The 26862-nt window shown below is 40.1% G+C and carries 17 protein-coding genes; 16 read left to right on the forward strand and 1 reads right to left on the reverse strand.

The genetic code is table 11. From position 1 onward, the window contains the following. Positions 1-108 precede the first annotated feature (108 nt). The 14 genes from xthA to BTO21_RS08755 all read left to right on the forward strand — a co-directional run bounded on the left by xthA (position 109) and on the right by BTO21_RS08755 (position 22366). Complete coding sequence (xthA, locus tag BTO21_RS08690) at positions 109-918, forward strand: exodeoxyribonuclease III (protein WP_065194528.1); 810 nt, start codon at positions 109-111, stop codon at positions 916-918. A gap of 518 nt (positions 919-1436) precedes the next feature. Then, the gene (gene focA, locus BTO21_RS08695) at positions 1437-2303 is read left to right on the forward strand and encodes a formate transporter FocA (protein ID WP_045031288.1); all 867 of its coding nucleotides are present in this window, start codon (positions 1437-1439) and stop codon (positions 2301-2303) included. A 55-nt stretch (positions 2304-2358) separates the two neighbouring features. After that, on the forward strand, positions 2359-4632 hold the full coding sequence (gene pflB / locus BTO21_RS08700) for a formate C-acetyltransferase (RefSeq protein ID WP_045031286.1): 2274 nt from the start codon (positions 2359-2361) through the stop codon (positions 4630-4632). Positions 4633-4832: 200 nt separating this feature from the next. Next, positions 4833-6434 (forward strand): response regulator, encoded by a 1602-nt coding sequence (locus BTO21_RS08705; RefSeq protein WP_105026772.1) that lies wholly within the window; start codon positions 4833-4835, stop codon positions 6432-6434. Positions 6435-6464: 30 nt separating this feature from the next. Then, a complete protein-coding gene (locus tag BTO21_RS08710; RefSeq protein ID WP_045031280.1) occupies positions 6465-10409 on the forward strand; it encodes an ATP-binding protein in 3945 nt (1314 codons plus the stop codon). Positions 10410-10421: 12 nt separating this feature from the next. After that, positions 10422-11615, forward strand: a complete 1194-nt coding sequence (locus BTO21_RS08715) for an EAL domain-containing response regulator (protein WP_045031278.1) — start codon at positions 10422-10424, stop codon at positions 11613-11615. Between the two features lie 155 nt (positions 11616-11770). Next, positions 11771-12511, forward strand: a complete 741-nt coding sequence (pflA, locus tag BTO21_RS08720; protein ID WP_045031276.1) for a pyruvate formate lyase 1-activating protein — start codon at positions 11771-11773, stop codon at positions 12509-12511. A gap of 568 nt (positions 12512-13079) precedes the next feature. Beyond that, on the forward strand, positions 13080-14834 hold the full coding sequence (locus BTO21_RS08725; RefSeq protein WP_045031269.1) for a formate--tetrahydrofolate ligase: 1755 nt from the start codon (positions 13080-13082) through the stop codon (positions 14832-14834). 379 nt (positions 14835-15213) lie between these two features. Further along, on the forward strand, positions 15214-15720 hold the full coding sequence (locus BTO21_RS08730; protein WP_045031268.1) for a YfbU family protein: 507 nt from the start codon (positions 15214-15216) through the stop codon (positions 15718-15720). A 277-nt stretch (positions 15721-15997) separates the two neighbouring features. Next, positions 15998-18382 carry an ATP-binding protein gene (locus BTO21_RS08735; protein ID WP_045031267.1) on the forward strand — a complete coding sequence of 795 codons (2385 nt, stop codon included), beginning with the start codon at positions 15998-16000 and terminating at the stop codon, positions 18380-18382. Further along, positions 18372-19646: a sigma-54-dependent transcriptional regulator gene (locus BTO21_RS08740; RefSeq protein ID WP_045031266.1), complete on the forward strand. Its 1275-nt coding sequence runs from the start codon at positions 18372-18374 to the stop codon at positions 19644-19646. Before BTO21_RS08735 ends, BTO21_RS08740 begins: the two co-directional genes overlap by 11 nt. Positions 19647-19769: 123 nt before the next feature. Next, the gene (gene rlmA / locus BTO21_RS08745) at positions 19770-20600 is read left to right on the forward strand and encodes a 23S rRNA (guanine(745)-N(1))-methyltransferase (RefSeq protein ID WP_045031265.1); all 831 of its coding nucleotides are present in this window, start codon (positions 19770-19772) and stop codon (positions 20598-20600) included. Positions 20601-20692: 92 nt separating this feature from the next. Beyond that, entirely contained in the window at positions 20693-21664 is a 972-nt protein-coding gene (locus tag BTO21_RS08750) for a ChaN family lipoprotein (protein WP_045031263.1), read from the forward strand. Positions 21665-22057: 393 nt separating this feature from the next. Then, complete coding sequence (locus BTO21_RS08755; protein ID WP_045031261.1) at positions 22058-22366, forward strand: DUF6172 family protein; 309 nt, start codon at positions 22058-22060, stop codon at positions 22364-22366. Positions 22367-22462: 96 nt separating this feature from the next. Here BTO21_RS08755 and yfbV read toward each other — a convergent pair whose 3' ends face one another. Beyond that, positions 22463-22912, reverse strand: a complete 450-nt coding sequence (yfbV, locus tag BTO21_RS08760) for a terminus macrodomain insulation protein YfbV (protein WP_045031259.1) — start codon at positions 22910-22912, stop codon at positions 22463-22465. A 334-nt stretch (positions 22913-23246) separates the two neighbouring features. Here yfbV and BTO21_RS08765 point away from each other — a divergent pair, with 334 nt between their 5' ends. Next, the gene (locus tag BTO21_RS08765; RefSeq protein WP_045031257.1) at positions 23247-24443 is read left to right on the forward strand and encodes an acetate kinase; all 1197 of its coding nucleotides are present in this window, start codon (positions 23247-23249) and stop codon (positions 24441-24443) included. Positions 24444-24620: 177 nt separating this feature from the next. Further along, a complete protein-coding gene (pta, locus tag BTO21_RS08770) occupies positions 24621-26750 on the forward strand; it encodes a phosphate acetyltransferase (RefSeq protein WP_045031255.1) in 2130 nt (709 codons plus the stop codon). Positions 26751-26862: the final 112 nt, after the last annotated feature.

A 26862-nucleotide genomic window follows, 5' to 3' on the forward strand; every position in this document is an offset into this window, starting at 1 on the left:
CACCATTTACTTAGCACTATCGTTGATTATGATGATCATATATTAAAGTCGCTGGTCGATGTGATAGTATCAGTAACCAATAAGCATTCGCAGTTATGGACATTAAATATGAAAGTTATTTCTTTTAACATCAATGGGCTACGAGCTCGTTTACATCAACTTCAGGCTATTATCGATAAGCATCAACCTGATGTTATCGGTTTACAAGAAATCAAAGTTCATGACGAAGCCTTTCCGTTAGCTGATGTAGAAGCGATGGGATACAAGGTTTACTTTCATGGTCAAAAAGCCCATTACGGCGTAGCCATGTTATGTAAGCAAGAACCAATAAGTGTTCAGAAAGGTTTTCCAAGCGATGAGGAGGATGCTCAACGTCGTATGATCATGGCGACTTTTGCGCAACCGAATGGCAATAATATCACGGTAATGAACGGCTATTTTCCACAAGGTGATAACGTTAGTCATGAAACCAAATTCCCTGCCAAAGAAAAGTTTTATGCCGATCTAATGCAGTACCTTGATAACACTTACACCGTCAATGATGAAGTGATCATTATGGGTGATATTAATATCAGCCCGACGGATCTAGATATTGGTATCGGTCCTGTTAATGCTAAACGTTGGCTAAAAACCGGCAAATGTTCATTCCAGCCAATTGAACGTCAATGGCTAAAGACACTACTCGATTGGGGGTTTGTGGATACGTTCCGCCAACTGCACCCAACTGTTGATGATCAATACTCATGGTTTGATTATCGCTCAAAAGGGTTTGTAGATAACAGAGGCTTACGCATTGATGTGATCCTAGCAACACCTGCATTAGCCAATCGTTGTACTGAATCAAGCATTGATTACGAACTACGCGGCATTGAAAAACCATCCGATCATGCTCCGATTTGGTCAACATTTAGCGACTAATTTTTTAATAAACCACGGCTAATTCTTTTTATAGCGTAAAAATCAACATCAAAAAAGCCGACTATTTTAGTATCGGCTTTTAGTTGATTTCGCATATATATTCATTACTCTACTTCATCTATACCTATACGATATAAACATAAACAATACTCAGTGAATTAATCCATTTATTTTATGAATATAAAAAAAGTTGAATCAATATTCTTTTAGCGGCACAAATACGTTAAAAAAAATAAAAAAAAAGCAAGAGACACCATAACTCCTTGATTCCAAAAGGAGCGTTATTTTGTTACTAACTTTGTGAAATAATGAAATAAAATTACATTAAAATTTTTTTTAGGTTTTTCAAAAAAATTATACCGTTAAAATTCAATTAATTACATTATTTTGCAATGTAATAATATGTCTAATTTTGTTATAAATTTTCACCGCAATGATCCAGATCAAGTTAATGATTCACAACCTTTGCTATTATTCTTGCAGCCAAACTTAAACCATTAAAGAGCACCCCTGTGAAAATGGAAAACAATCCTTTTGACTCACTGATGCCACCTGCTATGGCACACAAAGCCGAAGAAGTCGGCGTTTATAAAGCGACTAAACACCCACTGCAGTCATTTTTCTTAGCGATTACTGCTGGTGTGTTTATTTCAATTGCTTTTGTGTTTTACACAACAGTCACTACCGGTGCTGGTGATATGCCTTGGGGTATGTCTAAATTTATCGGTGGATTAGCATTTAGTTTAGGTTTAATCCTCGTAGTTATATGTGGCGGCGAGCTATTCACCTCTTCTGTATTAACCACTGTTGCTCGTGCAAGCGGCCGTATTACTACTGGTCAGTTAATGAAAAACTGGGGCATTGTTTACTTCGGTAACTTTGTTGGCGCAATTTTCTTTGTTGGATGTATTTGGATTGCAAAACAACACCTTGGCGCTGATGGCCAATGGGGTATAAATGCAATGAAAATCGCCCAACACAAACTTCACCATAATTTTGGACAAGCTGTTGTATTAGGTATGTTATGTAACCTAATGGTTTGTCTTGCAACATGGATGACTTTTTCATGCCGAACTGCCACTGATAAAGTGATGGTTATGCTACTACCGGTTGCAATGTTTGTTGCCTGTGGTTTTGAGCACTCGATTGCAAATATGTTTATGGTTCCTATGGGCATCGTAATTCATGCATTCTCTGGCCCTGATTTTTGGGCAATGACCGGCGTTGATCCGGCACAATTTGCAGATTTAACCGTACATAATTTTGTTTTAAACAACTTAATCCCCGTAACCATTGGTAATATCATTGGCGGTGGTGTGTTAGTTGGCCTAACATATTGGGTTATTCACCGTCGTCCAGAACTTAAAGGCAATAGCCACCACTAAGTTCTAACGCGGTACACTTATTTTTTTTCTACTGAATAGTATAGGTAGGTATACAATGGCAGAGCAATTCGCTGCATGGGAAGGCTTCACAGCTGGTGATTGGCAGAACGAAGTAAACGTTCGTGACTTTATCCAAAAGAACTACACTCCTTTCGAAGGTGACGGCTCTTTCCTAGAAACAGAGGCAACTCCAGCTACAGCTAAACTTTGGGAAGCTGTAATGGTAGGCATCAAGCAGGAAAACGCAACTCACGCGCCTGTTGATTTCGATACTGACCTTGTTTCTACTATCACTGCACATGATGCTGGTTACATCGACCAAGATCTTGAGACTATTGTAGGTCTTCAAACTGACGCGCCTCTTAAGCGTGGTTTGATCCCTAACGGTGGTATCCGCATGATCGAAAACTCATGCAAAGTATACGGTCGTGAACTAGATCCTACTATCAAGAAGGTTTACTCAGAGCTTCGTAAAACACACAACCAAGGTGTTTTCGATATCTACACTCCTTCAATCATCAAATGTCGTAAGTCTGGTGTTCTAACTGGTCTTCCTGATGCATACGGCCGTGGTCGTATCATCGGTGACTATCGTCGTATCGCTCTTTACGGTATCGACAAATTGATGGCTGACAAGCTAGCTCAATTCAAGTCTCTTGAAGCAATGTTTGAGAATGGCGAAGATCTTCAAATGACGATGCAACGTCGTGAAGAGATCTGTGAGCAACACCGTGCGCTTGGTCAAATCAAGACTATGGCTGCTAAATACGGTTGTGATATCGCTCTTCCTGCTGCTACTGCACAAGAAGCTATCCAGTGGACTTACTTCGGCTACCTAGCTGCTGTTAAATCACAGAACGGTGCTGCAATGTCTCTAGGTCGTACTTCGACTTTCCTAGACATCTTCATCGAGCGTGATATTGCCGATGGTAAGATCACTGAAGCACAAGCACAAGAAATGATCGACCACTTCGTAATGAAGCTACGTATGGTTCGTTTCCTACGTACTCCTGAATACGATGAGTTGTTCTCTGGTGACCCAATCTGGGCAACAGAATCAATGGGTGGTATGGGTCTTGACGGTCGTACACTAGTTACTCGTTCAAACTTCCGTTTCCTAAACAGCCTATACACAATGGGTCCTTCTCCAGAGCCAAACATCACTGTTCTTTGGTCTGAGAAACTACCTGTAGGCTTCAAGAAGTTCTGTGCGAAGGTATCTATCGATACTTCTTCTATCCAGTACGAAAACGATGACCTAATGCGTCCAGATATGAATTCTGACGATTATGCTATCGCTTGTTGTGTATCGCCAATGGTTGTTGGTAAGCAAATGCAGTTCTTCGGTGCTCGTGCTAACCTTGCTAAGACTATGCTTTACGCAATCAACGGCGGCGTTGATGAGAAGCTTAAAATCCAAGTTGGCCCTAAAGAAGAGCCAATCAAAGATGAAGACTTCCATTACGAAAACGTTCTAGCGCGTCTAGATCACTTCATGGATTGGTTAGCAACGACTTACGTTTCTGCGCTAAACGCTATTCACTGGAGCCACGACAAGTACAGCTACGAAGCATCGCTAATGGCTCTACACGATCGTGACATCAAGCGTACAATGGCTTGTGGTATCGCTGGTCTATCTGTTGCAGCTGACTCACTATCTGCAATCAAATACGCTAAAGTAACACCAATCCGTGATGAAGATGGCGTAGCCGTAGACTTCAGCATTGAAGGTGATTACCCTAAATTTGGTAACAACGATTCTCGCGTAGATGACATCGCTTGTGACCTTGTTGAGCGTTTCATGAACAAGATCCGTTCACACAAGATGTACCGTGATGCGATCCCTACTCAGTCTATCTTAACTATCACATCTAACGTTGTGTACGGTAAGAAAACGGGTAACACTCCAGACGGTCGTCGTGCAGGTGCTCCTTTCGCACCAGGTGCTAACCCAATGCACGGTCGTGACGAAAAAGGCGCTGTAGCTTCACTTACTTCTGTAGGTAAACTACCGTTTGCACACGCTAAAGATGGTATTTCATACACATTCTCTATCGTACCAAACGCACTAGGTAAAGATCTTGATACTCAAGAGAACAACCTAGCAGGTCTTATGGATGGTTACTTCCACCATGAGTCTGGCATCGAAGGTGGTCAACACCTAAACGTTAACGTTCTTAACCGCGAAACTCTAGAAGACGCAGTTAAGCACCCAGAGAACTACCCACAGTTAACTATCCGTGTATCGGGTTATGCTGTGCGTTTTAACTCTCTAACTGCTGAACAGCAGGCTGACGTTATCGCTCGTACTTTCACAGCGTCTCTATAATATAGAGCCTTCTGTGTAGGAAGTTCGCTTCCTAATAAAAAACCGGCTTATATAGCCGGTTTTTTTATGCGTCAAACTTTATATAAAAACACACACCTCGTTACATTTTTTATATTGTCCATGTCACATTTTATGGATAACCTCACAAAAAAACCATCAAAAGCACTTATCTACTTCTCTTTTAAGGACTCGACCCTCTCATGCGACGCTCCCAATCGGTATTGATTGTCGATGACAGTAGTATTATTCAGCAAACGACCAAACTGATTTTAATCAATGGTCAATTTCAAAGTGCGAATATTTTTTGTGCGTCTAATGCCGCTGAAGCGGTTAAATTTTGCCAACAACACACCTTTGATATCTTGTTTCTTGATTTCAACCTTGGCTTTGGCAGCACTGGGTTACAATTACTTGAACGTTTACACCACAATGCCTTATTACAGCATTCACCGCTGATTTTCATTCTTACCGCCGATGACTCTCCTGCGGTCTTAATGGGTTTTTCTGAATACCAGCCCGATGATTACTTGGTGAAACCTTTACGTTTAAATACCTTAAAGCAACGTTTAGAATATAGCTTTGAACAACGGGCAATGAATGATCGTGCTTTTATGCATTATCAACAAGTGGGGATCAGTGGTATAGAATTAATGTGTACTCAACACACACCGCCACTCACTATTCATTGCACTACCATCACAGCAGTTGCTAAGCGGCTACTCAATCAAAAACAGCCTCACCTTTATGATGATATTTCAGCGCTATTGACACTACTTCAGCGCCTATATCAAAGTTTGCCCGCACAACTTTTGTTAATCCAGTTATGGTTACAGCAGCAAAATTTTACAGCATTAGATCCATTGCTCGCTCAATTACGCCGTTCATACCCAAATCATTTAATGGTACTTGAATACAGTGCCTGCGCTGCGCTATTACAACATAAAATCACCCAAGGCTATGATTTTTGGTTACAGGCTCATAATGTCAGTAAGAATAATCTACAACGTCTTTTGGGTTTATTATGGATTGAATCCCATTTTCAAAACCACAGCGCGATGCAGCAACATTTGCGTGAAGCGATTTCTTACCTTCGCTATTCGGTGTGGGATAAGCCGTGTTATCACGCTTTTATTATCTGGTTACAGTTGCAACACAGCGATAAAAAAAACTTACCTGTCGAACGTTTATGGCGCACAATTAGCCAACAAAAAACCATCACTAAAAATGAACGGCCATTTATTTATTTACTTCAAGCATGGCAGTGTTTAGATAATGATAATAATCTTGGTGCTTACAAGAGCTACAGCGCTGCACAAGATGCCATTCACCATATTGATCCAGAAAACCACAGCTTTGAGTTTGATGCGATTGCGCTGTGTATTAGCAAACGCTTAGCCATGACACGCCATCAAACTGACTGTTATCAGCGCTTACAGCACAACTTGCTGCAATGTCAAAATGAACCACATTCAATTATAAAAAATATGTGGTTAGAGACAATGCAACCGACATCTAACCATCAAACAGATGATCAGTACCGCTATGCGTTAAGATTGGTAAAACAAAAATATTATATTGAGGCCGGACAAATCATCTTACAACTCTGGCCTCATTATCGCTTTGATGGCGTTTTAGCGCGCTGCCTCGTGGAGTTATTTTCGCGTGGGTATGTAGACAATGATCCACAACATCAGCTGTGGATTAAAGAAGCAAGATGGACCTTTGAGTCGCAAGACTTCAAACCAGAATGGTATTTAAAATTAAAAACACAATACCGTAGCCTGCAACGGCCTCTATATTAATCCTTTAATTTACTCTTCTAGGTACTTTTTATGCGAAATTTCATACTGTTGCTAACGTTAATTTTCAGCCTCGCCGTACACGCGACACCAGCAGATGAAACAACCGCGAAACCCATTTTAACCGTGGGTTATACTTCGTTTAATTGGGCGCCATTAGCCTTTAAAAATAACAATAGCATTATCGGCTTATTACCATCATTAATGGATGCCATTGCAGATAAAGCTGGTTATCAAATCCAAAATATCTATTACGACAGTTTTGATGAAATGGTAGCGGCATTTAAGCGTAATGACGTCGATTTATTGATTGGTGTTGCGGCAACATTCGATCGTCAAAAATATATGATCTTTAGCGATCCTATTTTAAGTACTTCGTTCGCCATGCTTAGCCGCTCACCACAACATACAAAAATAGCCGCTCTAAATAATGTCACTGTCAGTGTCGAAAATGGTTTCGCTATCGAACAAAAAATAACAGACCTGCGCATTAAAGGTAAAATACTTTCTCTGCCATCAAGTACTGTTGCACTGAATGCCGTCGAAACAGGGTTAGCGGATGTCTATATCGGCAATGGACTTATACTACAAAACTTACATACTTTGGGTAACCTACCACCGTCATTATATTTTTCACCATTAACAGAATTACCTTTTGAACGCTTATATATCACTGCGACGAAAAATAATAGAGTGCTTATCGATAATATTAATCAAGCCTATAACCAACTGACAGATAATACCTTAACCAACATATATAATACTTGGTTAACAACCGCACAAAAAGAAATGTTAAGTGATCCACATGCTCTTCATTTAACAACAGACGAGACACGTTACTTACAGCTGCATAAAAATATTAGGGTTGGTTATCAATTTCCACGTTCAACCACATTAAACAATAACGATATGCTGCTACGTCAACTCAAAGACACACTAGGGCATATAGAAACACAACTTCATATCACTACGACTATTGTACCCATCATGAATTATCAAGATGGTAAACAAAAATTAGCTCATCACGACATTGATATGCTTGCCGCAGTCGCCATGACAAATTCTCGCCATAAAGAGCTCGCATTTACCACGCCTTATGGTAATGAAAAATGGGTCATGCTTGATCGTATTAACCATAAAAAATTAACATCTATTAATTCAGATGATGTCATCGGCGTTCTACATTCTGGATTTGGCAAAAAACTGGTCAAAGAACATTACCCAACAGCAAAGATCCGCCAGTTTGAAACGAAAGTTGCTATTCTTGATGCTATAACGACAGGTAAAATTAATTACGGTGTTATTTCACTTTCAGCGGCTCACGCATTACTTCAAAATGATTTTTTGGGGCAATTAAAAATTGTCTCCAGTCGTCTCGATGATTATGATCGAAAAATTGCATTTGCGGTAGAAAAAGACAATTTACTACTACGAGATGTGTTTAATAAAGCCATGGACTCTTTACCTCCAGGTACCCTAACTGAGATTCAAAAAAAATGGCATACCGTCACCCTTAAGGCCGATGGTAACTATCACCGATTAATTATATTAGTTATCACATTTAGTTTGATCATTTGTGGGGTTATCGGGGCAATTACCCTATGGAATCGCCGTTTAACTCATGAGATTAAACGCCGTAAAGCCGTTGAAGATAAATTAACCTATTTAACCAATAATTTTGATGGCGTATTGATTCAACATCACCAAAAAAGTGATGATCCAATGGATATCGATATTCTTTTTATGAGTGAAAAAATTGCAGATTTTACAGGAATTTCGGCAAGTAAATTTTATTTTTTTCCGCAGCTATTGCAACAACGCATGGCACAACGTAATGATTATCAAGACTTGCTTATTGCAATGCGTAACGCTGTAAAACAAGGTTATTGGCGTACAGAGCTGCAAATTAATATCCAAGACGATACAAGCCCACGTTGGATTGAGTTGCGCTGTCAAATAACACCCGCAACAACAGGCTGGCAATGGAACAGTATTCTGATTGATATCACTCAATTAAAACACCAACAACTGGCATTAACTGCAGCTAAACAAAAATCCCAAGCGGCAACCACTGCAAAATCACGTTTTTTAGCCATGATGAGTCACGAGATCCGCACCCCAATCAGCGGCATTATTTGTTTATTAGATTTAATGAAACCGTATGCGCAACAACCAGAGCTACATCAACTGCACCAAAACCTCACCCTATCAAGCGAAAATTTATTAAATATTGTGAATGATGTTCTGGATTTCTCAAAGCTTGAATCTAAAAAACTTACGCTTGATCTACGTGAAAAAACACTAAGCAAAATTACCACTATTTTAGTCCAGCCCCATGCTCTTCATGCTGCGCAAAAAGGATTAGATTTTAAACTATGGCTTGATCCTAATATTGCCCAAAGTTTACGCTTTGATAGCATGCGTCTTAAACAAGTGCTTAATAACTTACTCAATAATGCGATTAAATTCACCACAGAGGGAACAGTTTCTCTGGAAATTAATTTAGTGTCGCAACAAGATAACCAACAAATAATGACCTTTAACGTCATCGATTCGGGTATTGGCATCTCCCCTGAAGATATCAATAAATTATTCCAGCCGTTTGAGCAAATAGACAAAGACAGTGCTCGTCGTTATGACGGTACAGGGTTAGGGCTCTCAATTTGCCACCAATTAATTCAGCTGATGGGGGGAACAATCACGGTATCAAGTCAGCCTAACAAGGGAACAATTTTTACCATTACGCTAGCATTAAATATTTGTCAGCCCGCTGAAATTAAATTCTTAAACAAACACTGTGGATTATTATCGACAGTGGTCGATCCTATTTTGGTCAATTACTTAACTGCTTGGCAATGCCCCATTACTGTCTTGAATCTGACCACCAAAGAACAGCTTGCCGCAATGGTATCAATCCAATGTATTGATACACTTTTTGTACCTCAATCATGGGCAACCGAACATAATATTGATATTAATTGGATTGCAATTAATTTACCGTCGGTTAATTGGATTAATATCACCTCACCGGATATCGTGCTGACATCCAGTATTAATGCGCGAAATATCTCTCTGAGTCCATTATTACCTCACCAGCTTTATCGTGCATTAACCCAACCATTCCAACCTTATAATAATGACTACCAATACCAGCAAACCTTACCGTCGCCCCTGACGCGTGAACAAGCGATTGCGAACCATCGATATATACTCGTTGCGGAAGATCATCCGATAAATCAACAAATACTCAAACAGCAATTAGAACAGCTTAATTATGCGGTTGATATTGTTGATAATGGCAAACAAGCATTAATGGCATTAGCCAACAATCATTACAATATATTATTAACAGATTGCCATATGCCAGAAATGGATGGCTATGAGCTCACAAAAATAATTCGTGAGCAAGAACAGCAAACAACCGTCACCGCATTACCGATTATTGCGATTACAGCCAATGCGCTGACGAACACCGATCGTTTTAAAGCGATGGGCTTTAGTGATTATTTAATTAAGCCATTAAAACAACAGCGGCTAAAAGCAGTATTAACTCAATGGATAAAACCCGCCACTACAATTAATAATTGCAACAATTTGCCACCATTAGCAACCAAACATGTCGCGACATCAAATACAGCAACAACGACGGTTGCTATGATTGATATTAATGAATTACTGCCAATTTTTGGTGATAACAAAATCTGCCAGACGCTACTTCAACAATACTTATCTTCTTGTGTTGATGATTTGACCCAACTTAGCACTGCAATGGCACAACAAAATAATGATAGTATATTTATGATCAGTCATCGAATGAAAGGAGCTGCACGGATGATGGCTTTTCATCAATTAGCACAGACAACTCATGATCTTGAATTATGCGCTCAGCAAGCGCAAATAAATAATGTCGATTTACAACGTTATTACTTAGACATTGAACAATTAATCGCACAATTATCACTGCAAATTAACCGTTAATAGGATCGACATATGAACATATTATTGATTGAGGATCATGACTTTCAACGTCAAGTGCTTGCAACCCAATTAACTCATCTTATCGATCCAACGCAAGATCAAATACACTGCGCTGCCAATGGCGTTGATGCATTAGTGCTAATGGCAACTTATCAACCACAACTGCTGTTCTGTGATCTCAATATGCCACAAATGGATGGCATTAGTTTTCTCGGTCATCTTGCTGAACAACAGTTCACAGGTGCGATTATTATCACCAGTGCGCTAGACGCTGAAGTACTCAATAGCGTCAATAAAATGTGTGAAAACTATGGTCTTAATCTATTAGGGACTTTAGTTAAACCAATGCATCTTGAACAGTTAAAACACTTACTAGCAATCGCTAATAATATCCAGCCAATTAGCACCATGATCCAATTACAGCAGGATATTAACGAACAAGATATTATTGAGGCTTTTGATGCGGGTTATTTAACCCCTTATTATCAACCCATTGTCAGTTTAAAAACGGGTGAGTGGGTCGCGAGTGAGGCCTTAATCCGCTTTATTCATCCCGATCATGGCATTGTTCCTGCGATAAAATTCATTAAGCAACTAGCCAATCTGGGTAAAGATAGCCATCTCGCATTACTGATTATTAATCATATTGTTAATCATCAAACTATTTTGGGAGGGCGTAAAGTTGCCGTCAATATATCAGCCAACACCTTGGTTGAACGCAGTTTCATTAATAACGTATTCGCGTTGCACCATCAATATCCACAGCTGCACCATTGGCTGTATTTTGAATTAACTGAATATGATATTTTTGAGTCGGCAGGACAAGCACTAGAAGCTGCAGCACGATTAGGTATGCATGGCTTTAATCTCTCAATTGATGACTTTGGTACCGGTTATTCATCGCTTAAGCAACTTGATATTTTACCATTTAAATCATTAAAATTAGACATTGGTTTTGTGCAAGCAATGCCGACGAATTACACCTCAAAAGTGATCATTGAAACCTGCTTGTCGTTAGCTCAACGTCTTAATTTAACCACCATAGCTGAAGGTGTTGAAGATATTACCTTATGGTTAAAACTCCAAGCAATGGGCTGTGAATTAGCACAAGGGTATTTTATTTCGCCACCACTACCTTTCAGTCAGATCCCCATTTGGCATGCGCAATGGCAACAACGCAGTCGACAATTGCTTAATAATTCATAGTACAAAGATATAACTAATAAAATACAACCCGTATAAATATCAACCACAACTTGATGGTTAAGTTAATTAACAATCCTGAGTTTTCGCTATATTCAGACACCGTTTTGTAATAAAATAACATATAAATAAAACGCAGTATGCGGAGAAATAGCACAATGTCAGTAACAGGTCGTATTCACTCTTTCGAATCTTGCGGAACCGTCGATGGGCCAGGAATTCGGTTTATTGTATTCCTGCAAGGTTGCTTAATGCGCTGCAAATACTGTCACAACCGTGATACATGGGATACCCATGACGGTCGTGAAGCGACTATTGAAGAATTGATGCATGAAGCGAGATCATACCGTCACTTCATGAATGCTTCTGGTGGCGGTGTTACCGCTTCAGGTGGTGAAGCAATGTTACAGCCAGAATTTGTCCGCGACTTTTTTCGGGCAGCACAAGCTGACGGTATCCATACTTGCCTTGATACCAATGGCTACATTCGTAAACATACCGATGTGGTTGATGAAGTATTGGACGCAACGGATCTTGTGATGCTAGATCTTAAACAAATGGATGACACTATCCACCAAGATTTAGTTGGCGTTGCAAATAAACGTGTACTTGATTTTGCACGCTATCTACACCAACGTGGTCAAAAAACATGGATCCGTTACGTGGTTGTCCCTGGCTATACTGATGATGAGCGTTCAGTACACTTACTGGGTGAATTCATTAAAGATATGGACAATATCGAAAAGGTTGAGCTGCTACCCTACCATCAGCTTGGTGAGCACAAGTGGGAAGCACTTGGCTTTGAATACCCACTCACTGGCGTTCAACCACCGAAAAAAGAAACCATGGAAAAAATTAAAGATATTCTTGCCAGTTATGGCAAAAAGGTTATGTATTAATCTTCAGTCTTATTTAACCGCGCAATGTAATAACGGCAGATAAAAAAAGAGCGGCTTATCTTTACCCCTAAAGGATAGATAAGTCGCTCTTTTCTATTTATATACAGACTATAAAAAATTTTTATCGTGACAACGGTAAAATTGTGACAAGAAAAGAAATTAATAACACCATAATTAACAGTGAGATAGGTACGGTATATTGCCACTTAGTTACAGGCTCTTGCATAATAACTTCCTTTACTAAATTTGCACCCTAATTGATCAGGGTCATTTTTTATGTGTTACATACTGTAAAGGCAGAGCAAAAAACAACCAACAGTTAATAATGAAATAATACATTCCATAATTAATTAACCTTAAAACTCTCCTCTCTCTTCTTTATTATAAAGCAGTAATAGCCTCTATAAAAAACCCAAAAAACCATAAAATGATATTTATCCATGATAAAATTATGGTATAAACCAAAAGCAAACGTTTGCGTTGGTGATAAAAATCTATTTTTCCCGTTATACAACGTTCAATACCAGCATTCGTATTACTCTCTCTGCCTATGAGGAAATAAGCTCTCATGAAAAGCGACATCGAAATTTGCCGTGCAACGCTACTCACTCCTATTGATCGTATTGCTTTAAAAGCCGGCATTGAAGCACAAGATCTGACGCCTCAAGGCAGCTTAAAAGCAAAAGTTAAACCTGCTATCTTAAAACGATTAACCAACAACCCCGAAGGTAAGCTAATACTGGTAACTGCCATTACTCCCACCCCTTTAGGTGAAGGTAAAACAGTGACCACCATTGGCTTAGCACAAGGCTTAGCTAAAATTGGTCGTTCAGTATTTGCTTGTATCCGCCAACCATCAATGGGGCCAGTGTTTGGTGTTAAAGGCGGTGCTGCCGGTGGCGGCTATAGCCAAGTCGCTCCAATGGAAAAACTCAACTTACACTTAACCGGTGATATTCATGCTGTCACGGCAGCCCACAATCTCGCTGCAGCTGCATTAGATGCACGTCTATACCATGAATCTCGCTTAGGTTATGAGACTTTCACTGCGCATACTGACTTACCCGCACTACGGATTGATATTAACAATATTAGCTGGAAGCGAGTAATGGACCATAATGATCGCGCACTACGTATGATCACAGTTGGCCAAAATGAGCCAGGAAAAACCATTAATGGCCTTGAGCGTCAAGATGGATTTGATATCTCTGCCGCTTCTGAGTTAATGGCAATTTTAGCCCTTGCCACAGATTTGGCAGATATGCGCCAACGGATCGGCAAAATAGTGGTTGCTTATAACCTTGATGGTGAGCCGGTTACCACTGAAGATCTGCAAGTTGCAGGCGCAATGGCAGTCACCATGTGTGAAGCGATTGAACCGACACTGATGCAAACCTTAGAAGGTGTTCCTACGCTTATTCATGCCGGGCCGTTTGCTAATATTGCTCACGGTAATTCCTCAATCATTGCCGATAAAATTGCGCTTAAATTAAGTGACTTTACGGTGACTGAAGGCGGTTTTGGTTCTGATATGGGGTTTGAAAAAGCCTGTAATATAAAAGCTCAACAAGCACTGCGAGGACCAGATTGTGCAGTGGTTGTCGCTACTCTACGTGGCTTAAAGGCTAACTCTGGCCTTTATGACTTACGCCCAGGACAACCGCTTCCTGATACTATTTTTGACCCCGATGCTGATGCACTCATTGCAGGGTTTGAAAATCTACGGTGGCATATCAATAACGCAGCCAAATATGGTGTGCCGGTTGTGGTTGCGATTAACCGTTTCCCACAAGATACCGTTCAAGAACTTGAGCAACTAAAACAATTAATTTTAGATTCCACCTTCAATGTTCATGTTGATGTCGCATTAAGTGAAGCCTTTGCCAAAGGTGGCGACGGGGCAATTGATCTTGCCCATGCGGTAGTTAACGCCTGTAAAACCCCCGCAAACTTCAAACCACTTTATACATTAGATCAAACCATTGAAGAAAAATTAATGGCCGTTGCAGAAGTGGGTTATGGCGCTAAAAATATTGAACTGTCACCATTAGCAATACAACAATTAGCCCAGTTAAAAGCGCAAGGCTTTAATGATTTAGCTATCTGTATGGCAAAAACACCATTATCAATTACGACTGAACCGCATATTAAAGGTGCTCCAACGGGTTTCACTGTCCCTGTAAGAGAACTAAAGTTATGCGCGGGTGCCGGCTTCATTTATGCCTTATGTGGTAATGTTATGACGATGCCGGGCTTACCTGAAAAACCCGCTTTTATGAATCTCGATCTCGATGCAGATGGCAATATCATTGGCCTAAGTTAATCCCTCTCGATGCGTAACCACAATATCGGCAGGCTGTATTTACTGCCGATATTGTTCAATACCTTTCTACCTATCTATAACATCATTGATTATCGTAAGATTTTCTTGGCCTTGATTTACATTACCCTGATCTTTTTATAGCAAATAAACCTACAAAAAAAGTGGTTTTCAATTGAAATCAAACAGATAAAAATTTTACTTTCATATCAAATGAATAACATTCATTAACAAAAAATAATCCTATTCGTGGTGTCAGATCATTTTATTTTAAACGTAACCTGCTAATCTCACGCTCATAATAAATATTCCTTGCGCTCACTACAGCGATACAATAAAAACTGAGTAGGCGTAATCTATAAAAAATTTGAGGCTTATTGCTATGGACATGACTAACGCTCAACGTCTAATTCTATCGAATCAATACTACATCATGGCGAAACTAACGCCTGAGAATGCTGAAAAGTATCAGCGTCTACAAATGATTATCGAACGCGGTTATTGCTTACAAATGCGTGAACTTGATAAGGATTTTGGCGAAGTCTCAGAAGATGAATGTAAGCAAATCATTGAAATAATGGAAATGTATCACGCTCTACAAGAATCATTCAATTTAGAAGATTGCCGTTGTGATGGTGCGAAAGATATTGACCAACGTCGCTTACAATTCTTAGGCTTTGATGCGATAACCGAAGCTAAATTAGTAAATTATGTGCGCTTCCTTACTAAGGATGAAGGTTTATACCCACAGTTTCCTAAAAATGAACATCAGTTTAATAGCCACGTACCGATGCTTGATAAGTATCTACGCATGCTAACAATTTGGCGCGCATGTCCACGTCACTATCATTTATCATGCAGTGAAATCCAACAGATTATTACTGCATAATAGTAATCACCTATGTCATAAAACCGAACCAAGCAGTTCGGTTTTATTTCTTTACAGCTATTCTCACGCTATAAAAACCTAACACTTAACGCTATTACCACCTATCTATCACAACTTGGTATCATATTAATCACGGTATTATTTTTGTTATAAAAACCGTTAGTGATCATTTCTATCACTGACGTATAATCATTTAACTTCTTCGCGATTAATGAGTGACCTAATACGGTTTCTTTTTTATTAGCAAATGCCATTATAAATGGAATAAAAAATAACAATGATTCGCTGCGTAAAAAATAATACCATCGGTAATCGTCTGACGTCAGCCATTATATTAATGGCCTTTTTAACGATCAGTGTCAGTGTTATTGCAGCATTAACATGGCAAAAACTGAGTCAGCAAATAGGAACGATTGCCAATGACAATATGCCGACCTTACGTGCCAGCTATCGCTTAGAACGTAGTACCGCAGAATTACAAGCGGCACTAACAGCATTAGATATAAATACTAATCCACTCAAGCATAAAGCAATTAAGAAAAATATTAGTGCTATTTTGACTGATATTCATCAATCAATTGATAATATCTCCAGTTTATATTACTACCCCAAAATAAAAGCAGGGCAACAGCGATTAGTCACAAATATTGATAACTATATCGATTTATTACAACACAGAAACACCCAGAAATTAGCATTAAAACAAACAGAAAATACGATTAAGTGGCTCCATCAAGATTTAATTGATGAGTTACAGCCATTACGGCTAGAGATTGAATGGCAAATGATGCGGTTACTAAATAATCCTCAGCAATCTCCCCTTAAACACGATAGTAATATCAAAAGTGTCATGACTGAGCTTTCTATTATTCAGACAATTACTGTCAATGAAAACGAATTATATCAACTTATTGCAGATATCATTCTACATCATCAACACAATGATATTAATTCTGCGTTTGATGTTATTGCTCAGAAAGTAATTCAACTCAATAAAATCAGTAAGCAATTAAATAACTATCCCTCGACAATTGCTTACCGTCAATTACAACAAGAATTTACACAATTAGTTATTCCTAATAGTAATCTTCAAAAATTATTAGTTAACAGTAATTTAAATAATATAAAAATCACTCAGGCACAACGTAATATTCGGAATAAACTAACACAACAAGAAAATATAATTCAAACGTTAGTTAATCATGCTGATAATGCGCTTGAAAAACTCAATGGTGAAACGCGACACTCTATTTGGGTTAGTAATTTAGTTTTATTTGGCGTGGTCTTTATTACCATTATCCTCAGTATTATTTTATCTATTTATGTAGTCGGTCGTGGTGTTGTTAAACGCTTAAACCTCCTTGGTAAAGACTTAAAAGCCATTGCCAGTGGCGATCTTAATACTAATATACAAACAACAGGTGTTGATGAGATTGGTATCTTAGGTGACAATTTGCGCTATTTTTGTCAACAAATGCAAGAAATTCAAAATTCAAATGCGCTAAACCTGATCAATAATACCCAAGCGAGCATTATTACCTGTGATCTAAACGGGGCTGTAGAATCTGTTAATCCTCAGGCACTAAAACAACTAAACTTCTGCAATGTAACCAAAAAACACCAAGTCTGGGATCTTTTTAATACGTCAACCCAGACTAAACTACAACTCTTGTTTACCGCTAATGGGCCGCTAATGGCCAATGGCGCCTATAACATGACAATAAAATTAGTCACTAAGCACAATCATAGCTTATATTTACGCTTAGATTTCCGTACCTTTACCCAAGGTAATGATGACAAAGTGATCATTACGATGACGGATATTACTGAGCAAGAAAACACTGCACGCTGGTTAGAAAGTACCGTTGCTGAAAAAACCCAATCATTAACGATTCGAAATCAACAACTACGAGATGAAATAGAAGATCGTAAACGAATTGAGGGTGATTTGATCGAAACCCAAGATGAATTAATTCAAGCGGCCAAAATGGCGGTTGTCGGTCAAACAATGACATCGCTTGCACATGAACTTAATCAGCCTTTATCCGCGATTTCGACGCGAATCTTCAGTGCCAAACTTGCACTTGATCACAAAAAATACGAAAATCTACCCAAAAATCTGACAAAAATAGACGATCTTGTTACTCGAATGAGTAAACTGATTATAAGTTTTAGAAACTTTGCCAAAAAACAATCAGCAACCAAGCCATTAAGTCAGGTTGATATTCAAGATTCAATCAAACAAGCATTGATATTGGTAGAAAGTCGCGCCAAAGTACAAAAAATAACAATAGTGAATACTATTGAACAACCACTTTACGCCCTTGCCGATCAAGTTCAGCTAGAACAAATTTTGGTAAACTTATTAGTCAATAGTTGTGATGCGGTAGCGCATTGCGAACAACGAAAAATAGACATTATACAACTAAGCGGCCCATCGAATAAAATTCGCTTGGCGGTCTATGACAGTGGTGATGGCTTTGATGCCACTATTATTGAAAAGTTATTCATTCCCTTTACCACCACTAAAGATGTTGGGTTAGGCCTTGGGTTAAGTATTTGTGGTTCAATTATGACGCGACTAAAAGGCGATATCTTCCTTGCTTCTAGTTTATCAGGTGGAGCAATGGTCGTACTGGAGTTAAATAAATATGATGAGTGATGATATTGAAGTACTGATTGTCGATGACGATCATGATGTTGTCGAAGCCTATCAAGAGCTACTTGAAATAGCTGGATTTAAAGCGAAAACTGTAACAGATCCAACCTTAGTATTAGAAATGCTAAAACGCAATTGGCCGGGGGTAATTGTTTCTGATATGTACATGCCGGGCTTAGATGGCATGGAATTATTAGCCAAAATTCAACAATTTGATCATGAACTACCGGTTATTATTATTACAGGTCATGGTGATATTCCAATGGCCGTCGGGGCGCTTAAAAAAGGCGCGGTCGACTTTTTACAAAAGCCGTTACAGCCAAAAGAACTGATTACGCTACTTGAGAAATATTTACCTCAACGTCGCCAAATCATTGAACAACGCAACACATTACACACCACGACAGCAGAAGTATTATTGGGAGAAAGCCCATTAATCATTAAAATTCGCGAGCAGTTAAAAACCATCGCGCTCACCACCAAAGATGTGTTAATTGAAGGTGAAAATGGTACGGGTCGACATACTGTTGCAAAATTACTTCATCAAAATAGTCAATTAAGTAATGGCCCTTTTGTTGAAGTCAATGCTGCTAATATTACCCGCACCCCCGATTTACAGCGCAGTATGATTTCAGCGCGCAGTGGCTGTTTGTGTTTATGTAACCCACACCATATGCCGATTGAAACCCAACAATGGCTCTGTCGTTTTCTGCTTGAGCAAGAACGCCAAGGTAAAAAAGAAGTCCGTGTGATCGCATTATTTGATGGCGACCCAACAGAATCTGTCGAAACAGAACAATTTTTACCTGAGCTGTTCTACTTTTTAAGTCAGGTACGGTTTAATTTACCAACTTTGCGCCAACGTAGCAGTGATATCACATTGATATTTAAGCACTACATTAAGCAAAGTTGTAAAAAACTCAATAAAACAATCCCAGCGATTGATAAAGCCTACCTTGCTATTTTGAACCGTTATGAATGGCCAGGAAATGTCTTAGAACTGAAAAACGTCGCTGAATTGTATGCGATTGGTATCGTCAAACTTGCAGGCCAAGAACGATCTAAGCCTTTAGATCAAATGAGTAGCCCACTTGATGATCTGGTTGATGGTTATGAAAAACAAGTGATTGAAGATGCGTTATATTTATTTTCTGGTCGCATCAATGAAGTGTCATCATACTTACAAATACCGCGTAAAAAGCTCTATTTAAGAATGAAAAAACACGGGCTCGATAAAGCTGAATATAAAGTACGTACCACGAATTAACCATCTATGACACAACAAGCCTTCAGTGATGAGGGCTTCGTTTTTGTGCTATCAAAATCTGTTAGCGACAACCGCTAATAACCATTACACTCTACGGCTGTTTTTCAGCTTTGGTCTATATACATGTCTTATCAATGCCCTTTATGTCACCTGCCACTTACTATGGACGCTAACAGCGCATCATCAACCTCATACCGCTGTAGCAATAATCATCAGTTTGATCAGGCCAAAGAAGGCTATGTAAACCTGATGCCCGTGCATCATAAAAGCTCGAAAAACCCTGGCGATAACAAAGAAATGATGCAAGCCCGACGCTTATTTCTTAATACTGACCATTACCAACCACTGCGTGACGCAGTTATGGCACAGTTACGTCAGCACTTACCGCAAGATGCCACTGAGCTGCTTGATATTGGTTGTGGTGAAGGCTATTACACCTCCGAGTTTGTGCAACTACATCAACAATTTCCAGACATTACTGTCCACGGCTTAGACATTTCAAAAGTTGCGGTTAAATATGCTGCCAAACGCTACCATGCTTGTGATTTCTGTGTTGCCTCTAGTCACCGCTTACCGTTTGCTGATCACTTCTTTGATGGCGTAGTCCGTATTTATGCTCCCTGTAAAGGCGAAGAATTGCACCGCGCGATTAAATCTGGCGGCATTCTTGTGGCAGTAACGCCAGCACCACGCCATTTATATCAGTTAAAAGAATTGATTTATGACGGTGTTAACTTACATGATGTGCCAGTAGAAAACATTGAAGGGTTTGAATTAGTGGTGGATCAACAACTGCACTACGACATGACACTCAGTGGTGAAGAAGCAACAGCATTAATGCAAATGACGCCTTTTGCATGGAAAACCTCAGATCAAGTGTGGCAACAACTCGCACAAGCCCAAAATTTTGCTTGTGAAGCTGATTTTGCTATTCGTGTTTATCGTCGTCAATAAGCGCCAAGCAGTGAGATTGATTATCATTTAGTGTTGATAATCAATCTCAACCTATCTATTATTTACCGTTTATTCTTTTCGGTATAACAACAATGAAGTCATTAATTTGTTTAGGTATTGCAAGCTTATTAGTCGGTTGCGCCTCTCCTCCATCAGTAAATAACACCTCACCAACCACCAGCACCGCAGCAACCACTCGCACAACAACCCTATATGATTACACTATCGCGAGCCCTCAAGGTGAACCACTTTCTGTTACTCAACTCGCTCACGCTTTAAAACAAGCCGATATTATTCTCGTCGGTGAATGGCATAGCCACCCTGCAGCCCATCTTTTGCAAGCCCAATTACTGGCGGCGCTGTACCAACAAAACCCAAATATCACCTTATCAATGGAACAATTTACACGCGATAAACAAGCAATCATAGATGCTTACCTCGCAGGAAAAATCGGAGAAAAAACCTTAGTCAAAGAGGCTAATGCATGGCCAAACTACGACAGCGATTACCGTCCATTAGTTGAGTTTGCCAAGCAAAATAATATCGATGTGATGGCTGCGAATGCGCCAAAATCCATTGTGCGTTGTATCGGACGTCAAGGCGCAGAATATTTAGATAAATTACCCAAAAATGAACGTTTATGGGTTGCGCGATCATTAACACTGGCCCCCGATGCTTATCAACAAACCTTTATTGATTCGATGCATCATGGCAATGAAGCTCAAACGAAACGTCAATTTGCGGCTCAAACGACGTGGGATGACACCATGGCAGAAACTATGGTGGATTATCTAAAGCAACATCCTCAACAACAAATCATTCACGTTGCTGGACGTTTCCATACTGCTGAAGGACTAGGAACAGCCTCACGGATTCAAGCTCGTAATCCCAAGCTAAAAGTGATGATGGTCACCCCAATTTCAGATAAAGTATCGCTACACGCTGACGTACCAGACTTCACCGTCAAGATGCAACCACTACCACAACGGTATGTACAAAAAGATAAAATGATGGCGGCAATGACTGCCATGGGAAAGAGAAATACAGATTTGAAATGTTACTAAGCCGCATGGATCAACAAAATACCAAACGCTAGATAGAGAAGAACCCCATCGGCGGCCAAGCAGTTGGGGTTCTAAGAGAGATAACAGCTATATCTCCAGTTGCTGAGTAAGTATACCCCAACAACCTGTTTATTGCCTGAATAGTCATCAACTATCGATACAATACGTACTATAATACGGCTGTAGCATGGCATTTTCATTACGTTTTAACGCCATTTTACACTCCAGATATTAATAAGACCGCAGCAGTTAGAATTAGTTGCAAAAAAGATCTCGTTAACTGAATATTTTTTTATCGCACGAATTTCAGCCTTACCCCATCGCTACCCACGACAATTTACAGTAAAATAGCCACAGAGCTCTTTTCTTTGAGCCAAATTAATTAGGAAAACAATGAAAAAAACATTTGCTTTAACTCATCCCAAAAAAGCGGCTGCTCGTGTTGTAGAAACGATTAAACACGATGTAAAGAAATACATTCGTCGTGAGCGTAACAAAACATTACCTGCTGGTACTGATTTTTGGGATTTTGATTGCAAGTTTGGTCATACCGAGCAAGAAGCAAAAGTTATTCACGTAAAAGAAATCAACAAGTGTATTGATGAAGCTGAAAAGCTAGAACTACCATCATTATACTTAGAGATTCTGGCAAAGCCTGCAACACGTGCACCACGTCCAGATTTTGATTTCGACGAAGAATAATTGCTCATTAGCCATTATTTAATGCGCTATAGAACCAAACAAAAAAGAGTCGTATTAACGACTCTTTTTTATTACCACCACAATACACCCCACCGCTTAAAACCAACGATCAAGTGAATGCCTATCTAACTGCTTGAATGCGCGATTTAATACATCGGCTAATTCTTGATAGCGCGGCTGAGATTTCTTAGGCTGCATCGCATGCCCTTCACTAACAATCTTTTGATAAATTTCGCTATACCATTTTGCCAATGATGGCGGCAATGTCGTTTGACTGCGCTTCCCTAACCACCATAAGCCTTGTAATGGCATCGATATTGCGAGTAATGCAATCGCGATTGCTTGTGGTATTGCATCATAATTATGAAATGCCATTTGAGTAAGAATGCTGATTGCAGCAACCGCAGGCATCACCTTGGTCGCAAATTGGGTGGCTTTAATATACCGATGTTCAGGAAAAACAGCCGCCAGCTCTTTGCGCATTGGCCATGTTGTCATGTAATGCTGACCATTCTGAAAGTGTTTCCACATTGTATGTTGAGCCATAATGCACCACTCATCAAAAAAAATTATAACATTTAAAAAAAATACACAACAAACTTGATTCAAATTAAAATTTTCTAAAATCTTTTTGTTATATTGCGTAACAATCGGTTATTCTAGGCAAGCCTAAATGTAATTGTTGCCGTTAATGACCTTAACTGCAAGCTAGGCTCTGTCAAGGATGACCCAGAATTAGAGGTAACTCAATTCTATTTCTCAGGAAAGAGCGTGATTTTTTCCGCTAGTAATACGACCAATAATAATTCGTCTATTCTAGGGGTACTTTTTTATTCAATTTGAATATCAACTTTCAGACAGATCATAGGTAGTCACTCTCATGTCTAAGCTGGTTTTAGTTCTAAACTGCGGTAGTTCATCTCTTAAGTTCGCAATCATTGATCCAGTATCTGGTGAAGAACACCTTTCAGGTCTAGCAGAATGTCTAGGCCTTCCTGAAGCTCGTATCAAGTGGAAACTTGATGGCAAGCACGAAGCTCAACTAGGTGACGGCGCTGCTCACGAAGAAGCTCTAGCATTCATGGTTGATACTATTCTTGCTTCTAAGCCAGAACTTAAAGAGTCTCTAGGCGCAATCGGTCACCGTATCGTTCATGGTGGCGAGCAGTTCTCTGCATCAGCACTCATTGATGACGTTGTTCTTCAAGGTATCGTAGATGCATCTGATTTTGCACCTCTACACAACCCTGCACACGTTATCGGTATCGAAGCTGCTAAGCATAACTTCGCTGGTCTGAAAAACGTTGCTGTATTTGATACTGCTTTCCACCAGACTATGCCTGAAGAAGCATTCTTATACGCAATTCCTTACCGTCTATACAAAGAAAACGGTATCCGTCGTTACGGCGCACACGGTACATCTCACCGTTTCATCGCTCGTGAAACAGCGATCCTACTAGACAAGCCGCTTGATGAACTAAATATCATCAACTGTCACCTAGGTAACGGCGCATCTGTATGTGCAATCAAAGGCGGTAAATCTGTAGATATCTCTATGGGTCTTACTCCTCTTGAAGGTCTAGTAATGGGCACACGTTGTGGTGACCTTGACCCAGCAGTTATGTTCCACCTACACGACCGTCTAGGTATGAGCGTTGCTGAAATCAACACTATGTTCACTAAAGAGTCAGGCCTACTAGGTCTTACTGGTGTGACTTCTGACTGTCGTTTCGTTGAAGAAAACTACGGTACTAAAGAAGAAGCTACACGTGCAATGGACGTATTCTGTCACCGCCTAGCGAAGTATGTTGCAAGCTACGCAGCGACAATGGAAGGCCGTCTAGATGCAATCGTATTCACTGGTGGTATCGGTGAAAACTCTGCACCAATCCGTGAGATGGTTCTTAACCGTCTAGCTATCTTCGGTATCGAAGTAGATAACGAAGCAAACCTTAAAGCACGTTTCGGCGGCGAAGGTGTTATCACTACTGCAAACAGCCGCATTCCTGCAATGGTTGTTTCAACTAACGAAGAATTAGTAATCGCAGAAGATACAGCGCTTCTAGCTGAAATCTAATCTAACGATTATCTAAAACGGCTGGCCTTTAGTCAGCCGTTTTTTCATGGCATTTTGTCATATTTTACTGTGGTGCTGCTCTATGATTATTCTGCTTTAAATAATAAAGTCGAATTGTTATTGAACAGTGCTGTATCGATTCAATAGTCAGAGGAATTTATAGTGTCCCGTACTATTATGCTTATCCCAGTTGGCGCTGGTGTTGGTCTAACAAGTGTTAGTCTTGGTGTACTTCGTGCAATGGAACGCAAAGGCGTTCGTGTTTCTTTCTTCAAGCCTATCGCGCAACCACGTCACGGTGGCGATCAGCCTGATCTAACAACGACGATCATTCGTGCTAACAGCGATATGCAAATCGCTGAGTCATTCTCAATGGCAAGCGCTGAAGAACTGATTCGTAACGATCAAACTGACGTTCTTCTAGAAGACATCGTTGCTCGCTTTAAAGCAGCAGCAAATGCTGACGTAACGCTAATCGAAGGTTTAGTTGCTACTCGTAAGCACCCTTTTGCAAATCAAATTAACTTTGAAATTGCAAAAACGCTAGACGCTGAAATCGTATTCGTTGTCTCTCCTGGTACTGACAACCCATCACAGCTTAAAGAGCGTATCGAAGTAGCATGTTCTAACTTCGGCGGCATTAAGAACAAGCAAATCTCTGGTGTTATCGTTAATAAACTTAACGCACCTGTTGATGCTGAAGGCCGTACTCGCCCAGATCTTTCTGAGATCTTTGACGATGTTGAAGGCACTGTTCCTTCAAACGTTGAAATCATGCAAGTGTTCAACTCTAGCCCTATCCGTGTACTTGGTTGTGCACCTTGGAGCTCAGAGCTAATCGCTACCCGTGCAACAGATATTGCTCAGCACCTAAATGCTGAAATTATCAATGCTGGTGATATCGAAACTCGTCGTATTAAGAGCATCACTTTCTGTGCACGCTCTATCCCTAATATGGTTGAGCACTTCCGTCCAGGTTCACTACTAGTGACTTCTGCTGACCGTCCTGACGTTATTGTTGCTGCATGTCTTGCTGCAATGAACGGCGTTGAGCTAGGTGCACTTCTACTAACAGGTGGTTACGACCTACCTAAACCTGTTATGGATCTATGTGAGCGTGCATTCGCAACAGGTCTTCCTGTTATGACAGCACAAGGTAACACTTGGCAGACGTCTCTTAACCTACAGAGCTTCACACTAGAAGTTCCTGCAGACGATAAAGAGCGTGTTGAGTTTGTTAACGAGTACATGGCAAGCCACATCGACGGTAACTGGATTGAATCTCTAACTGAAGGTTCAAACCGTGAGCGTCGTCTAAGCCCACCAGCATTCCGTTACCAGTTAACTGAGCTTGCTCGTAAAGCTGCTAAACGTATCGTTCTTCCTGAAGGTGATGAGCCACGTACAGTTAAAGCTGCGGCTATCTGTGCTGAGCGCGGTATCGCTGAATGTGTGCTTCTTGGTAACCCTGAAGAAATCCGTCGCGTTGCTGAGCAACAAGGCGTGGTTCTTGGTGCTGGCGTAACGATCATCAACTCTGAAGAAGTACGTGAAAACTACGTGGCTCGTTTAGTTGAGCTTCGTGGCGCGAAAGGCATGACTGATGTAGTTGCTCGTGAGAAACTACAAGATTCAGTATTCCTTGGCACAATGATGCTTGAGAATGGCGAAGTTGACGGTCTAGTATCTGGTGCAGTTCACACTACAGCAAACACTATCGTTCCTCCGTTCCAAATCATCAAGACTGCACCTAATGCGTCTATCGTATCATCTGTATTCTTCATGCTGCTACCTGACCAAGTATTGGTTTACGGTGACTGTGCGATCAACCCAGATCCAACAGCTGAGCAACTTGCTGAAATCGCTATCCAATCTGCCGATTCTGCAAAAGCATTTGGTATCGAGCCACGCGTAGCAATGATCTCTTACTCTACTGGTACTTCTGGTAAAGGCGCAGACGTTGATAAAGTACGTGAAGCAACGAAGATCGCTCAAGAGAAACGTCCTGATCTAATCATCGACGGTCCTCTACAGTACGATGCTGCAATTATGGAAAACGTAGCCGCTTCTAAAGCGCCAAACTCTCCAGTAGCAGGTAAAGCAACTGTATTTATATTCCCTGACCTAAACACAGGTAATACAACATACAAAGCGGTACAACGTTCAGCAGATCTAGTCTCTATCGGTCCAATGCTTCAGGGCATGCGTAAGCCAGTTAACGACCTTTCTCGTGGCGCACTAGTAGACGATATCGTTTACACAGTTGCACTAACTGCGATTCAGGCAGAACAAGCTAACGCTAAGTAAGTTTTAATACTACTTTAAGCGACTGACAAAACGCCCCTATACATGCCTTCAATTTTTATTGATAAAGTGTATAGGGGCGTTTTTTATTGCTGGCAACTGCTGATTTAAGCCT

The sequence above is a fragment of the Photobacterium phosphoreum genome (assembly GCF_002954725.1).
GTDB lineage: Bacteria > Pseudomonadota > Gammaproteobacteria > Enterobacterales > Vibrionaceae > Photobacterium > Photobacterium phosphoreum.